General features: G+C 63.3%; 12 protein-coding genes. 8 read left to right on the top strand and 4 right to left on the bottom strand.

The features are described 5' to 3' along the window. Nucleotides 1-33 precede the first annotated feature (33 nt). From serC to lapB, 8 genes are all read left to right on the top strand, one after another. Entirely contained in the window at nt 34-1,143 is a 1,110-nt protein-coding gene (gene serC, locus E2583_RS08340) for a 3-phosphoserine/phosphohydroxythreonine transaminase (protein WP_291594792.1), read from the top strand. 122 nt (nt 1,144-1,265) lie between these two features. After that, nucleotides 1,266-2,366, top strand: a complete 1,101-nt coding sequence (pheA, locus tag E2583_RS08335) for a prephenate dehydratase (RefSeq protein WP_291594790.1) — start codon at nt 1,266-1,268, stop codon at nt 2,364-2,366. Beyond that, complete coding sequence (locus E2583_RS08330) at nt 2,366-3,262, top strand: prephenate dehydrogenase/arogenate dehydrogenase family protein (protein ID WP_291594788.1); 897 nt, start codon at nt 2,366-2,368, stop codon at nt 3,260-3,262. The genes pheA and E2583_RS08330 overlap by 1 nt, the downstream gene beginning before the upstream one ends. Nucleotides 3,263-3,368: 106 nt before the next feature. Then, nucleotides 3,369-5,429 (top strand): bifunctional 3-phosphoshikimate 1-carboxyvinyltransferase/cytidylate kinase, encoded by a 2,061-nt coding sequence (locus E2583_RS08325; protein WP_291594786.1) that lies wholly within the window; start codon nt 3,369-3,371, stop codon nt 5,427-5,429. Between the two features lie 198 nt (nt 5,430-5,627). Next, nucleotides 5,628-7,310 carry a 30S ribosomal protein S1 gene (gene rpsA, locus E2583_RS08320; protein ID WP_003057144.1) on the top strand — a complete coding sequence of 561 codons (1,683 nt, stop codon included), beginning with the start codon at nt 5,628-5,630 and terminating at the stop codon, nt 7,308-7,310. A 109-nt stretch (nt 7,311-7,419) separates the two neighbouring features. After that, entirely contained in the window at nt 7,420-7,740 is a 321-nt protein-coding gene (locus E2583_RS08315) for an integration host factor subunit beta (RefSeq protein ID WP_291594783.1), read from the top strand. 110 nt (nt 7,741-7,850) lie between these two features. Then, a complete protein-coding gene (locus E2583_RS08310) occupies nt 7,851-8,186 on the top strand; it encodes a lipopolysaccharide assembly LapA domain-containing protein (protein ID WP_003057146.1) in 336 nt (111 codons plus the stop codon). Further along, nucleotides 8,176-9,333, top strand: coding sequence for a lipopolysaccharide assembly protein LapB (gene lapB / locus E2583_RS08305; RefSeq protein WP_291594780.1), 1,158 nt, complete (start codon nt 8,176-8,178; stop codon nt 9,331-9,333). Before E2583_RS08310 ends, lapB begins: the two co-directional genes overlap by 11 nt. 63 nt (nt 9,334-9,396) lie before the next feature. Here the strand turns inward: lapB and E2583_RS08300 are convergent, their stop codons facing one another. The 4 genes from E2583_RS08300 to E2583_RS08285 form a co-directional block, all read right to left on the bottom strand. Next, on the bottom strand, nt 9,397-10,590 hold the full coding sequence (locus E2583_RS08300; protein ID WP_291594779.1) for an MFS transporter: 1,194 nt from the start codon (nt 10,588-10,590) through the stop codon (nt 9,397-9,399). Further along, the gene (gene rmuC / locus E2583_RS08295) at nt 10,587-12,197 is read right to left on the bottom strand and encodes a DNA recombination protein RmuC (protein ID WP_291595036.1); all 1,611 of its coding nucleotides are present in this window, start codon (nt 12,195-12,197) and stop codon (nt 10,587-10,589) included. The genes E2583_RS08300 and rmuC overlap by 4 nt, the downstream gene beginning before the upstream one ends. A 276-nt stretch (nt 12,198-12,473) precedes the next feature. Beyond that, the gene (locus tag E2583_RS08290) at nt 12,474-12,881 is read right to left on the bottom strand and encodes a tautomerase family protein (RefSeq protein ID WP_291594777.1); all 408 of its coding nucleotides are present in this window, start codon (nt 12,879-12,881) and stop codon (nt 12,474-12,476) included. Nucleotides 12,882-13,018: 137 nt separating this feature from the next. Then, the gene (locus tag E2583_RS08285) at nt 13,019-13,996 is read right to left on the bottom strand and encodes a D-glycerate dehydrogenase (protein ID WP_291594775.1); all 978 of its coding nucleotides are present in this window, start codon (nt 13,994-13,996) and stop codon (nt 13,019-13,021) included. Nucleotides 13,997-14,032: the final 36 nt, after the last annotated feature.

Here is a 14,032-nt window from a genome sequence, read left to right as displayed (position 1 = left end):
CAAGCGCTTTCACATGTTATGAGCGTAAATCTGATGAACCGCCCTTTTAACTTTTCCGCAGGCCCCGCCGCCATCCCTGAAGAAGTGCTGCAGACTGCAGCCGCCGAAATGCTGGACTGGCGCGGCTCCGGCATGGGGGTGATGGAAATGAGCCACCGCGGCAAGGAATTCATCAGCATTTACGAAGCCGCGGAAGCCGATCTGCGCGAGCTGCTAGCCGTGCCAGCGCATTTCAAGATCCTGTTCATGCAGGGCGGCGGCATTGCCGAAAATGCCATCGTGCCCATGAATCTCTCGCGCGCCGGCGTGGTGGACTTCGTGGTGACCGGCAGCTGGAGCCAGAAGTCGGCCAAGGAAGCGGCCAAATACGCCAGCGAGGCCCATGTGGCCGCCAGCGCCAAGGACAGCGACTACACCACGATTCCCGCCGCCAGCAGCTGGAATTTGAGCCGCGGCGCCAGCTATGTCCATATCTGCAGCAACGAGACCATTCACGGCGTGGAGTTCCACGAGCTGCCCGACCTCCGCGCACTGGGTTCGGATGCGCCTCTGGTCATCGACTTTTCCTCGCACGTAGCCTCGCGCTCCATCGACTGGAGCCGCGTGGGCCTGGCCTTTGGCGGCGCTCAAAAGAACATCGGCCCCGCAGGGCTGACCATTGTCATCGTGCGCGAAGACCTGCTGGGCCATGCCCTGCCCGTCTGCCCCAGCGCCTTTGACTACCGCATCGTGGCCGACAACGGCAGCATGTACAACACGCCTCCCACCTGGGGCATCTACATGGCCGGCCTGACCTTCCAGTGGCTCAAACGCCAGACCGAAGGCGGCCTCAGCGGCGTGGCCGCCCTGGAGGCGCGCAACATTGCCAAGGCCAAGCTGTTCTATGACTATGTGGACCAGTCCTCGTTCTATGTGAACAAGGTGGCCGCGAACTGCCGCTCGCGCATGAACATCCCGTTCTTCCTGAACGACGAATCGCGCAACGACGCTTTCCTGGCCGGTGCCAAGCAGGCCGGTCTGCTGCAACTCAAGGGCCACAAGTCCGTGGGCGGCATGCGTGCCAGCATCTACAACGCCATGCCCATCGAAGGCGTGCAGGCGCTGGTCGACTACATGCGGGACTTCGAGCAACGCCAGGCCTGAGCCCCGCCCTTAGCCACATAAGAAGATGAGCTGCCAACGCTTTATCTGCAAGTACTTCACCAAGGTATTGGTCTGAAGTCATTGTCCGACTTGCGGAAGCAGCTACGAAATTTGAGAAATTCATGAGCCAAGAACCTCAAGCCAGCCCCGAGCTGTTGTCGCTGCGCAACCAGATCGACTCCCTGGACCGCCAGTTGCTGGAGCTGGTCAACCAGCGCGCCCATGTGGCCGAGCAGGTGGGCGAGCTCAAGAAGAAGGAAGGCTCGGCCTTCTTCCGCCCCGACCGCGTGGCCCAGGTGATCGAGAAGATCAAGTCCAACAACCCCGGCCCGCTCAAGGGCGCGCATGTGGCCGCCATCTGGCGCGAGATCATGTCGGCCTGCCTGGCGCTGGAATCCCCCCAGCGCGTGGCCGTGCTCGGCCCGGCCGGCACTTTCTGTGAAGAAGCGGCAATCCAGTACTTTGGCGGTGCGGCCGACCTGATGTACTGCAACAGCTTCGAGGAAGTCTTCCATGCCACGGCCGCCGGCAGCGCCCAGTACGGCGTAGTGGGTGTGGAGAACTCCAACGAAGGCGTGGTCACGCGCTCGCTGGACATGTTCCTGCACACGCCCTGCCACGTGGTGGGCGAGGTCAGCATGCTGATCCGCCACAATCTGATGCGCACCAGCAATACGCTGGACGGCATCGACGTTGTGGCAGCGCACCCCCAGGCTCTGGCCCAGTGCCAGGGCTGGCTGTCCAAGCATCTGCCCCACGCCGAGCGCCGCCCCGTGGAGAGCAATGCCGAAGGCGCGCGCCTGGCCGCCCTGCACCCCAACTGGGCCGGCATTGCCGGTGAGCGCGCCGCGCAGCAGTTCGGCCTGCACATCGTCAGCCATGCAATCCAGGACGATGCCTACAACCGCACCCGTTTTGCCGTCATCTGTCTGCCGCACACGCTGGCCACGGCCGCACCCAGCGGCAGCGACTGCACCAGCCTGGTGGTCTCGGTGCCCAATATCGCAGGTGCCGTGCATGACCTGCTGGTGCCGCTGAAGAAGCATGGCGTCTCGATGACGCGCTTCGAGTCGCGCCCGGCACGCACCGGTCAATGGGAGTACTACTTCTACATCGACGTCGAAGGCCACCCGGCCCAGGCCAATGTGGCCGCCGCCCTGCAGGAGTTGCAGGGCCTGTGCGCGTTCTACAAGGTGCTGGGCACCTACCCGGTGAGCAAGTGATGGCAGCTCAGGAATTGCAGCCGTTCGAGCAGCTCGGCCTGATCGGCTGCGGATTGATGGGCGGCTCCTTCGCCCTGGCGCTCAAGAAAGCCGGCCTGGTCAAGCGCGTGGTGGGCTATAGCAAATCACCCTCGACCACCGAGCGTGCCCGGCAGATGGGCGTGATCGACGTGGAAGCGCCTTCCGCCCTGCTGGCTGCGGCCGGCGCCGACCTGGTGCTGCTGGCCGTGCCCGTGGCGGCCACCGAAGCCACGCTCAAGTCCATCAAGCATCTGGTCACGCCTCAGATGATGATCATGGACGTGGGCTCCACCAAGGTCGATGTGGTGCAGGCCGCGCGCTCGGCGCTGCGCGACCAGATCGGCAGCTTTGTGCCCGCCCACCCCATCACCGGCAAGGAAGTGGCTGGGGTGGAACACGCCGATGTCAAGCTCTACCAGGGCGCCCAGGTCGTGCTGACCCCGACGGAGCGCACGCTGACCGCGCATCTGGCCAAGGCCCAGGCGCTGTGGCAGGCCCTGGGCTGCAAGGTCACAGCCATGTCGCCCGAGGCCCATGACAGCGCACTCGCCACCGTCAGCCACCTGCCCCATCTGCTGGCGTTTGCCATGATGCAAAGCGTGCTGAACCAGCCCGGTGCCGACGATATGCTGGCGCTGGCCGGACCCGGCTTTCGCGATTTCACCCGCATCGGTGCAGGCGACCCCAAGCTCTGGCGCGATGTGCTGCTGGCCAACCGCGATCAGGTCCTGGCCCAGTCGCGCCAGTTCCGCCAGGCACTGGAGCAGCTCGAAGGGCTGATGCAGGCCAACGACGGCCAGGGCCTGCAGGACCGTCTGACCCTGGCCAGCGCCGCGCGCGCCGAATGGACCCTGGGCGGCAAGCGGGGCTCTTAAACTAGCAGCGTCGATCTATTCACCCAACCGCCACAGACACTGGGCAACGCCCGCCGCGCAGCCCGGTGTCGAAGCAGCCAGGCTGCGCAGGGGTTACGAGAGTTTTATGTTCACCACCGAATTTCTGGATCTGCCTGCACTGGATTCCGCCAACGGCAGCGTCAGCCTGCCCGGCTCCAAAAGCATCTCCAATCGCGTGCTGCTGCTGGCAGCACTGAGCCAGGGCACCACCACCATTCACGACCTGCTGGATTCGGACGACACCCGCGTCATGCTGGGCGGACTCAAGCAGCTGGGATGCAGCATCAGCCCGGACGTCGTCACGCCCGGCCAGGCCATTGCGGTCACCGGCATCGGTGGTCAGCTGCCGGCCGGCACCGCGGCCACGCTGTTCCTGGGCAATGCCGGCACGGCCATGCGCCCGCTGACTGCGGCGCTGTCGGTGCTGGGCGGCGACTTCGAGATGACCGGCGTGCCCCGGATGTACGAACGCCCGATCGGCGACCTGGTCGATGCGCTGCGCCAGCTGGGCTGCAGGATCGACTATCTGAAGGATGAAGGTTTTCCGCCCCTGAAGATCGGACAGCCCGACTTCAGCCAGCTGGGCTGTGAATCCATCAAGGTGCGCGGCGATGTCTCCAGCCAGTTCCTGACCTCGCTGCTGATGGCCCTGCCCCTGCTGGCCAGGGAACGCGACATCAGCATCGAGGTGGTGGGCGAGCTGATCTCCAGGCCCTATATCCACATCACGCTGGAGCTGCTGGCGCGCTTCGGCATCGCCGTGAAGAACGACCGCTGGCAGCGCTTTGTGATCCCCGCAGGCAGCCACTACCAGTCGCCCGGCGCCATCCATGTGGAGGCCGACGCCTCTTCGGCCAGCTATTTCATCGCGCTGGGCGCGATTGCCACCGGCACCACCGATGACGCCGATGCCGACAACGCGCCGCAACCCAAGAGCATCCGCATTCTGGGTGTGGGCCGGGACTCGATCCAGGGCGATATCCGCTTCATCGAGGCCGCCCAGGCCATGGGCGCAAAGATCGAAAGCGGCCCCAACTGGCTGCAGGTCAGCCGCGGCAGCTGGCCTCTGAAGGCCATCGACCTCGATTGCAACCACATTCCCGACGCAGCCATGACGCTGGGCACCATGGCGCTGTATGCCGACGGCGTGACCACGCTGCGCAATATTGCCAGCTGGCGCGTCAAGGAAACCGACCGCATTGCCGCCATGGCGATCGAACTGCGCAAACTGGGCGCCTCGGTGGAAGAAGGTGCGGACTACATCCGCATCACACCGCCCGCTGAAAAGGCCGCCTGGAACGCGGCCAGCATCCACACCTACGACGACCATCGCGTCGCCATGTGCTTTTCTCTGGCGGCCTTCAATCCGGCAAAGCTGCCCGTGCGCATCGAAGACCCCAAATGCGTGGCCAAGACCTTCCCCGACTATTTCGAGGCGCTGTTCTCCGTCAGCGAAGCCGAGCGCGCGCATGTTCCCGTGATCTGCATCGACGGGCCCACGGCCTCGGGCAAGGGCACGATTGCCGCTGAGGTCGCCAAGGCGCTGGGCTACCAGCTACTGGACTCCGGCGCGCTGTATCGCATCACCGGCCTGGCCGCATCGCGTGCCGGCCTGACGCTGGACGAGTCCAACGAGGAAACCATTGCCGAGATGGCGCTGGACATGCCCGTGCGCTTCGATGCTCAGCAGCGTGTCTGGCTCGGCGATGAGGACATCAGCCTGGCGATTCGCAGCGAGGAAGCCGGCATGAACGCCTCGCGCGTCTCGGCACTGCCTGCCGTGCGCACCGCGCTGGTGGATTTGCAGCTATCCTTCCAGGCCCTGCCAGGACTGGTTGCCGATGGCCGCGACATGGGTACGGTCATCTTCCCCCACGCCCCGCTCAAGGTCTATTTGTGGGCGTCTGCCCGGTGCCGCGCCGAGCGCCGATATAAACAGTTGATTTCCAAAGGAATTTCAGCTAATATGTCCACCCTTTTGGCAGACCTTGAGGCGCGCGACGCGCGCGACATGAATCGCACCACCGCCCCGCTCAAGCCCGCCGAGGATTCTTTGCAGCTCGACAGCTCCGAAATGACCATTGAAGAAGTGGTTGCCCAGGTGCTGTCGTGGTGGCAGGAACGCCAGCCGTTCGGCCGCTCTTGAGACTTCGGCTTGAAGTTTTCGAGGCAGCCCCGCATCTGGCTTGTTGGCCCTTGATGCCAGGCTTTCGCAGACCGCGAACCGGCAGCAAGGTTGTTAACCTTTAACCCCGTGGGCCCAAAAACCCACAACCTCCGCAATCAGTCTTAAAAACGCTTGGCAATGGTGCCGGCGGAAACCTGGTTGCGGGCAAGGAACTACATGTCTGAATCTTTTGCCGCCCTTTTTGAAGAGTCGTTGACACGCACCGAAATGCGTCCTGGCGAAGTTATCACCGCTGAAGTCGTGCGCGTTGAGCACAACTTCGTGGTGGTGAACGCCGGCCTGAAGTCGGAAGCCTACGTGCCCCTCGACGAGTTCAAGAACGACCAGGGCGAAGTCGAAGTCCAAGTGGGTGACTTCGTGTCCGTGGCCATCGGCTCCATCGAAAACGGCTACGGCGACACCATCCTGTCCCGTGACACCGCCAAGCGTCTGGCTTCCTGGCTGTCGCTGGAAAAGGCTCTGGAATCCGGCGAATTCGTGACCGGCACCACTTCCGGCAAGGTCAAGGGCGGCCTGACCGTTCTGGTCAACGGCATCCGCGCTTTCCTGCCCGGTTCGCTGATCGACACACGTCCGATCAAGGACCTGACTCCCTACGAAAACAAGACCCTGGAATTCAAGGTCATCAAGCTGGATCGCAAGCGCAACAACGTGGTGCTGTCGCGCCGCGCTGTGGTGGAAGCTTCCATGGGCGAAGAGCGCGCCAAGCTGATGGAAACCCTGAAGGAAGGCGCTATCGTTCAGGGCGTGGTCAAGAACATCACCGAATACGGTGCGTTCGTGGACCTGGGCGGTATCGACGGCCTGCTGCACATCACCGACATGGCATGGCGCCGTGTGCGTCACCCCTCCGAAGTGGTGACTGCTGGTCAGGAAATCACTGCCAAGATCCTGAAGTTCGACACCGAAAAGAACCGCGTGTCCCTGGGTCTGAAGCAAATGGGCGACGATCCCTGGATGGGCGTGGCTCGCCGCTACCCCTCCGCTACCCGTCTGTTCGGCAAGGTCACCAACATTGCTGACTACGGCGCATTCGTGGAACTGGAACCCGGCATCGAAGGCCTGGTGCACGTTTCCGAAATGGACTGGACCAACAAGAACATTGCTCCCACCAAGCTCGTGTCCCTGGGCGACGAAGTGGAAGTCATGGTTCTGGAAATCGACGAAGACAAGCGTCGCATCTCCCTGGGCATGAAGCAGTGCAAGGCTAACCCCTGGCAAGAATTCGCCCAGAACACCAAGCGCGGCGACCGCGTGAAGGGCCCCATCAAGTCCATCACCGACTTCGGCGTGTTCGTGGGTCTGGCTGCCGGTATCGACGGCCTGGTGCACCTGTCTGACCTGTCGTGGAACGAAGCCGGCGAAGCCGCTGTTCGTAACTACAAGAAGGGTCAAGAAGTCGAAGCCATCGTGCTGGCCGTGGACGTTGAGCGCGAGCGCATCTCCCTGGGCATCAAGCAGCTGGACAGCGATCCCTTCACGACCTTCGTGACCGTGAACGACAAGGGCCAAGTTGTGACCGGCAAGGTCAAGACTGTGGACGCCAAGGGCGCTGAAATCGACCTGGGCGAAGACATCATCGGCTACCTGCGCGCTTCCGAAATCTCGCAAGACCGCGTGGAAGATGCTCGTTCCGTCCTGAAGGAAGGCGACGAAGTGACGGCCGTGGTGGTGAACGTGGATCGCAAGAGCCGCAACATCCAGCTGTCCATCAAGCAAAAGGATCACGCTGAACAGCAAGTCGCCATGGCTTCCCTGTCGGCTCAGTCCTCCAAGGAAAACGCTGGTACCACCAGCCTGGGCGCCCTGCTGCGCGCCAAGCTGGACGCTGACAAGTAAATCTTGGATCAGCCGGTCGGCCAGTTCGTCTGACTGACCGTCAAGCGTCGAAGACAACGGGCGCCCTGTGCGCCCGTTGTTGTTTTCAACCTAGAGCCTCCGCCACCCGATGACCCGATCCGATCTCGTCGAAGAACTTGCCGCCCAATTTGGTCAACTCAACCAACGTGATGCCGAGCAGGCCGTCAAAACCATTCTGGATGCCGTCAGCGATGCCCTGGTACGCGGTCACCGCATTGAAATTCGGGGCTTTGGCAGCTTTGCCATCAATCACCGCCAGCCCCGCATCGGCCGCAACCCCCGCTCCGGCGAGTCCGTCCAGGTTCCGTCCAAGCGCGTTCCTCATTTCAAGCCCGGCAAGGCCTTGCGCGAAGCCGTGGACAATCTCAAGGCCGACGACTCTGCCGCCCACCAGCCGCAGACTGCCTGAAGTCCGCAGGCACCATCAGCCCCCTCAGGGCTGACCATGCCGCCCGTTTGCCAGTCCACGCATGGGCTGGCCTAAAATCTTCCCGTCACACAAGGCGCATAAAGGGAAGCATGAAATACCTGCTGTGGCTGCTCAAGGCAGCCATTTTTTTCACTCTGTTCGCATTCGCACTCAACAACCAGCAAGACGCCACCGTGCATTTCTTCTTTGGCACGGCCTGGACTGCACCTCTGGTGCTGGTGGTGCTGGCGGCTTTTGCGCTGGGCCTTTTTGTCGGGGTGCTGGGCATGGTGCCGCGCTGGCTCAAGCATCGCAGCGCAGCGCGCGAAGCACAGGCCACTCAACAGGCACCGAACACCGCAGCCAACGCCACCAGTGCAGCACCTGCGGTGAAGGAACAGAACTCTTCTTCGATCATTGCGCCGGGCGACGTGCATGGAATTTAATCTGACTTGGATATTGCTGGGACTGCCGGCCGCCTTTGTGCTGGGCTGGCTGGCCTCCCGCTGGGATTTGCGCCAGGTGCGCGCCGACAGCCGTCAGGCGCCCAAGGCGTACTTCAAGGGCCTGAACTTTCTGCTCAACGAGCAGCAGGACAAGGCCATCGATGCCTTTATCGAGGCCGTGCAGAACGACCCCGACACCACCGAGCTGCACTTTGCCCTGGGCAATCTGTTTCGCCGCCGCGGCGAATACAACCGCGCCGTAAGGGTTCACGAGCATCTGCTCAGCCGTGCCGACCTCACTCGCCCCGACCGGGACCGTGCACAGCATGCATTGGCACAGGACTTCCTCAAGGCGGGACTGCTGGACCGCGCCGAGGAAGCGCTGAATCGCCTGGAAGGCACGCAGTACGAGGGCGAGGCACGCCTGGCGTTGCTGGCCATTTACGAGCGCTCGCGCGACTGGGCCCAGGCCGCAGCCATCGTGCGCAAAATGCAGGCCGCCGGCCAGGGAGACTTCAGCACCCGACTGGCCCACTATCTTTGCGAAGACGCCCAGTCCCAGGTGGCCCATGGCCAACTCGACAAGGCATTTGCACAGCTGCAGCAGGCCCTGGAGACGGCTCCGCAAGCTCCGCGCCCCCGACTGGAGCTGGCCCAGCTCCAGCATCGGCAGGGCCGGTCCGCGCAGGCTTTGTCCAGCCTACAGGCGCTGGCGCAGAACAGCCCCGCAGCCCTGCCCCTGGCGGCCAGCCTGCTGGTGGAGGTGGCCGAGGCGACGGGTGCGCTGACCGAGGCGCGCGATCTGCTGCTCAGGCACTATGCGCAGGCCCCCTCACTGGATCTGCTGCAGGCACTGGTCGCCCTCGACCAGAAAAGCGGCGATGCGGCAGCGCCCGGCCGCCAGCGCCTGGTGCAGCATCTGGAACACGAGTCGTCCCTGGTGGCGGCCGCCCAGTGGCTGGAAGGCGAGACCCTGACCGAGGAGCAATACCATGCCACCGTACAGAAGGCACTGAACCACGCCACCAAGCCCCTGACCCGCTACCGCTGCGCTGCCTGCGGCTTCGAGGCCCGCACCCATTTCTGGCATTGCCCCGGCTGCCAGAGCTGGGACAGCTATCCGGCACGCAGGGTCGAAGAGTTGTAAACGCACTTCCAGAAGACAAAAGAGCGCCCAGGGCGCTCTTTTTAATGCAAGCAGCCGGCCTGTTTAATGGCCACTCCACTCATCGGACGGCATATCCTGCTTGCCGATCAGCCAGGGCAGGCGCGAGGACACGCCAACCAGCACCCCCACGGCCCAGAACAGGGCCGAGACACCGACCACGGTGCCCAGCGATCCGAACAGCACCGGCATCAGCACGCTGGAGCCGTTGATGGCCATCATGCGCAATCCCAGCGCCTCGCCATGGCGCTCGGGTGGCGTGATCTGATGAATCATGCTCATCACCATGGGCTGCACCGATCCCAGTACCACGCCCAGCAAGACCGAACAGGCACCCATGCTCCAGGCACCGGGCATGAAGGGGTAGGCGATGAACAGGGCGCAGGCAGCAACCATGGCTCCCAGCACCACTTGCGATTCGGCCAGATGGCGCGTGATGATGGGCATCAGCATGCGGATCACGGCCGCAGCAATCGCAAAAGCCCCCAGGATGCTGCCGATGACCGAGGCAGGCAGTCCACGCTCGTGCCCCAGAATGGGCACGACAAAAGTATGCACATCCCAGCAAGAGGAAAGCGCCCAGTTCAGCAGCAACAAGCGCCTGAAGCCCCGGTTCTGCACCAGGTCCCAGGCCGTTGCCTTCGGGTTCACGCTCTCGGTCTGCAGCGCCGGCAGCTCCTGCACCGTTCTCGCCCAGAACCATGCCGCCAGGGGCATCAGGGTCAGCAGCAGGAAGGCGGCCCTGAAGCCCGTGGTGCTGGCCGCTTCCCCGCCTGCATAGTCGATCAGCAGCCCGGCCGCAAACGGCCCCAGAAAGTTGGAAATGGCCGGGCCAATCGCCAGCCAGCTGAAGACCTTGCGCAGCTCGTCCTTGTTGTGCGCCATGCGTCCCACATGGCGCTGCAGGGTGATCAGCGCCATGCCTGCGGCGCCGCCCGTCAGCAAAGCACTCAGGCACAGCACCGGATAGAGCGGGAACAGCACGGCCACCCCAGCCCCGGAACACGCAGCCGTCACACTGATGATGAGCGGGCGCCTGAGCCCGTGACGGTCTGCATAACGTCCCGCAGGCAGGGACAGAAACACCTGGGTCAGCGCAAACAGCGCCAGCAGCATGCCGACCGCAGCTGGGCTGTATCCTTCCCTGAGTGCCAGCAGCGGCGTGGCCATGCGCATGCCGGTCATGGTGCCGTGGATACAGACTTGCGCAAGGATGAGGCGCAGCAGGGCTGCATTCATTCGTCGTCCTCGCTGACAGTCTGGTCACCGCCGGACGATGGGGCCGGAAACAACGGCGGCTCCTGCCCTGTTCCATTCGGCAGCTCCTGAACATTGCGCAAATGGCGCTGGATGGCGCGCGTGCGCACGCCCACCTGATCAAATTTTCGCGCGGCAGCATCGATGGACTTGCGGGTGGCCTCCACCACCTCACCGAACTTGCCAAACTCGGTCTTGACCTGGCCTAGCACGCCCCAGACTTCGGAGGAGCGCTTCTCGATGGCCAGCGTCTTGAAGCCCATCTGCAGGCTGCTGAGCATGGCGGCCAGATTCGCTGGACCGGTAATCACGATGCGGTGCTCGTTCTGCAGCGCCTCGACCAGCCCCGGACGACGCAACACCTCGGCAAAAAGGCCTTCCGTGGGCAGGTACATGACGGCGAAGTCCGTGGTGTACGGCGGCGCAATGTATTTGCTGGCAATTTTCCTGGCTTCGCCGCGAATCGATGTCTCGAAGGCATTGCCCGCCGCGACAAGGGCCACACGATCCGCACTGTCCTGTGCATCCTGCAGGCGCTGGTAATGCTCGACCGGATATTTGGCATCGATGGGCAGCCAGACGGGCTGGTCGTCGTTGCGCCCCGGCAGCCGGATGGCGAACTCGACCAGCTCGTCGCTATCGGGCGCGGTCTTGACGTTTCTGGCGTATTGCTCCGGCGTGAGCACGTTGTCGATGATGTTGCCCAGCTGCAGCTCGCCCCAGGTGCCCCGGGACTTCACGTTGGTCATCACCCGCTTGAGATCTCCCACGCTGCCCGCCAGGGTCTGCATCTCGCCCAATCCCTTGTGCACCTGCTCCAGACGGTCGCTGACCAGCTTGAAGGACTCGCCCAGACGCTGCTCCAGCGTGGCATGCAACTTCTCATCGACGGTGCGACGCATCTCGTCGAGCTTCAGGGCGTTGTCGCTCTGGATCGTGGCCAGTCGCTCGTTGAGCGTTGCGCGCAATTGCTCCGCCGTGGTCTGCTGTCCCTGGGTCAGCGCTGCAAGCTGCTGGCTCACCGCATCCTGCAGCACGGCAAACTGATGACGCAGCTGCTCGCCATTGCTGCCCAGCTGGTCCTTGAGCGCAGCCCCCATATGGGTGCTCATATGCGTGAGCTGCTGCAGGATATCGCCCTTGAGCGAATCCAGCGTGCCGCGCGTCGTCTCGGCCAGGGCCTCGAAGCGCTGCTGGACATGGACGCTCTGCTCCGCGCTGCTTTGCGCGAGTGCGGCCCGGGCTTGCTGACTGTCGCCTGTCAGCCGCTGTGCAAGCTGTGCGACTTCCTCGCGAAAGGATGCCAGCGCTGCCCCCTGCTCACGCCGAGCGGCCAGTGCATCTTGCTGCACCTGGGCCAACTGGGTCTGTACATGCTGGGTGACGCGATCCAGGGCACCGTCACTCTTGGCCACGGCCATCTGGGTACTCTGACTGCTGCGCTCCAGCTGCTGCAGCCTGACATCCAGCGCCTGCACTCCCTGCAGAAGCTGGGCTTGCAGTCTCATGGCGTCGGGCCCCAGAGCAAGCTCCGCCTGGCGGTGCAGCCCCTGAAGCCGCCAAAGAAGCACCAGGAGCAGGACCACCATCAATGCGGCCAGCGCCGCCAACCCAAGCCACCACGTAGACACTGTCTTGCCACGCCTTTCGCACTCTGTTTTTAATAGCTTCAAGCGCTTGACAAATAAGCGTTGCAGAGCTATTCATTGAATATCCGCCATGGACATTGCAGACCGAAGTTTGCAAGCGCTAGCGCGCTGGCAAATTATCAGCCCTCAACGCCACGAAAAATTCAATGCAGTCCGAAGTGCGGCACCTGGTTGCTGCCTCGGTGACAGCGCGGCAGCAACCGGCTGACGCAAGAATCAGGCGTCGGGGCCGACCTGCTGGGCAATGGCCATGGCAAACCTGCCGCCCCCCACAGACCAGTCCGAGTAGTCGTTTTCATGCGTGAAAATGAATACATCGCTGGGTGCCACACCTGCGTCCTTTTCCAGATTGGCTGCAATATGGGCGTAGAGGGCGCGCTTCATGGCATCGCTGCGGCCGCGGCGCATGGTGATCTCCACCACCACCACGCGGTCCGAGCGCTGGTAGCCATTGAAGGTGCGGCTGAAGAAGAACTTCTGCTCGTCATAATCGCCAACCATGTTGAACAACTCATCGGCGGGCATGCCGATGCCGTCGATCAGGGCCTGGTGAATCCCGTTGACGATCGCCTGGCGCTGGGCGGGCATGGTGTCCTTGTGGACGCTGGTGCGGATAAATGGCATTGCGGTCTCGCTTGAATCAAAAAGCCCGCCCGGCGCTCAGACGCCAGGCGGGCAGAAATTATCAAAGCCGATAAAGCGCTCAGACCACGCATCCGCCCTCAAACTGCTGTGACGAGAGCCGACCTAATGGCGACGTTTCAGACCGGATGGTTGACGGGTGTCAGCGGCCCCTTGCCGCCCAGGAAGGAGATCAGATTGTCCGCAGCCAGACCGGCCATGGCCGTGCGAGTCCCCTTGGTGGCGCTCGCGATATGGGGTGTCAGCACCACATTCGGCACGGTCAGCAGATCGGGGTGCACGGCGGGTTCGCCCTCGAACACATCCAGCCCCGCTGCGGCAATGCGCCCCTCTCTCAACGCCTGGGCAAGGGCCGCATCATCCACAATGCCGCCACGCGCAATATTGATCAGCGTGGCGGTGGGCTTCATACGGGCAATCTCTGCCGCACCGATGATGTGGCGATTTTCGGGGGTGAATGGCAGCACCAGCATCAGATGGTCGGCACGTTCGAGCAGCTCCTGCTTGCCGACATAGCCGGCCTTGCACTCGGCCTCCAGGGCTGCATCCAGACGCGAGCGATTGTGATAGATCACCTGCATGCCAAAGCCGTACGCCGCACGGCGTGCGATCGCCTGGCCGATGCGCCCCATGCCCAGAATCCCCAGCGTGCTGCCATGCACTTCGGCACCGGCAAACAGGTCGTAATGCCAGTCCTTCCAGCGCCCCGCACGCAGATAGTGCTCACTCTCGGTAATGCGGCGCGCCGTGGCCATCAGCAGGGCAAAACCGAAATCAGCCGTGGTCTCGGTCAGCACGTCGGGGGCGTTCGTGCCCTGCACGCCAGCGGCCGTCATCGCGGGCACGTCGAAATTGTTGTAGCCCACCGCCATATTGGCCACGATCTTGAGCTGCGGACAGGCGGCCAGCAACTCGGCATCGATGCGCTGCGAACCCGTGGTCAGCAAACCATCCTTGCCCTGCAACTGCCGGGCCAGCTCCGCAGGAGACCAGACCACATCGTCCTGATTGGCCTGTACCTCAAAGTGCTGCTGCAGCCGCTGCACCACCTCGGGCGAAATGGCACGGGCGATCAGGATGCGAGGCTTGTTGCTCATCATTGTTTCCTCTTCAAGTGATGGGGGGGATGGGAC

It is taken from the genome of Comamonas sp., from assembly GCF_009360615.1.
Taxonomy (GTDB): domain Bacteria; phylum Pseudomonadota; class Gammaproteobacteria; order Burkholderiales; family Burkholderiaceae_C; genus Comamonas.
The sequence above is the reverse complement of the archived record's forward strand: the minus strand, read 5'-3'. Positions and strand labels throughout refer to the sequence as shown.

What these genes read in the sequence shown, in the direction of transcription:
- E2583_RS08330 (WP_291594788.1), top strand. Translation starts at nt 2,366, where the DNA reads ATGGCAGCTCAGGAATTGCAGCCGTTCGAGCAGCTCGGCCTGATCGGC.
- rpsA (WP_003057144.1), top strand. Translation starts at nt 5,628, where the DNA reads ATGTCTGAATCTTTTGCCGCCCTTTTTGAAGAGTCGTTGACACGCACC.
- serC (WP_291594792.1), top strand. Translation starts at nt 34, where the DNA reads ATGAACCGCCCTTTTAACTTTTCCGCAGGCCCCGCCGCCATCCCTGAA.
- E2583_RS08325 (WP_291594786.1), top strand. Translation starts at nt 3,369, where the DNA reads ATGTTCACCACCGAATTTCTGGATCTGCCTGCACTGGATTCCGCCAAC.
- E2583_RS08285 (WP_291594775.1), bottom strand. Translation starts at nt 13,996, where the DNA reads ATGAGCAACAAGCCTCGCATCCTGATCGCCCGTGCCATTTCGCCCGAG.
- E2583_RS08290 (WP_291594777.1), bottom strand. Translation starts at nt 12,881, where the DNA reads ATGCCATTTATCCGCACCAGCGTCCACAAGGACACCATGCCCGCCCAG.
- rmuC (WP_291595036.1), bottom strand. Translation starts at nt 12,197, where the DNA reads ATGGTGGTCCTGCTCCTGGTGCTTCTTTGGCGGCTTCAGGGGCTGCAC.
- lapB (WP_291594780.1), top strand. Translation starts at nt 8,176, where the DNA reads ATGGAATTTAATCTGACTTGGATATTGCTGGGACTGCCGGCCGCCTTT.
- E2583_RS08315 (WP_291594783.1), top strand. Translation starts at nt 7,420, where the DNA reads ATGACCCGATCCGATCTCGTCGAAGAACTTGCCGCCCAATTTGGTCAA.
- pheA (WP_291594790.1), top strand. Translation starts at nt 1,266, where the DNA reads ATGAGCCAAGAACCTCAAGCCAGCCCCGAGCTGTTGTCGCTGCGCAAC.
- E2583_RS08310 (WP_003057146.1), top strand. Translation starts at nt 7,851, where the DNA reads ATGAAATACCTGCTGTGGCTGCTCAAGGCAGCCATTTTTTTCACTCTG.
- E2583_RS08300 (WP_291594779.1), bottom strand. Translation starts at nt 10,590, where the DNA reads ATGAATGCAGCCCTGCTGCGCCTCATCCTTGCGCAAGTCTGTATCCAC.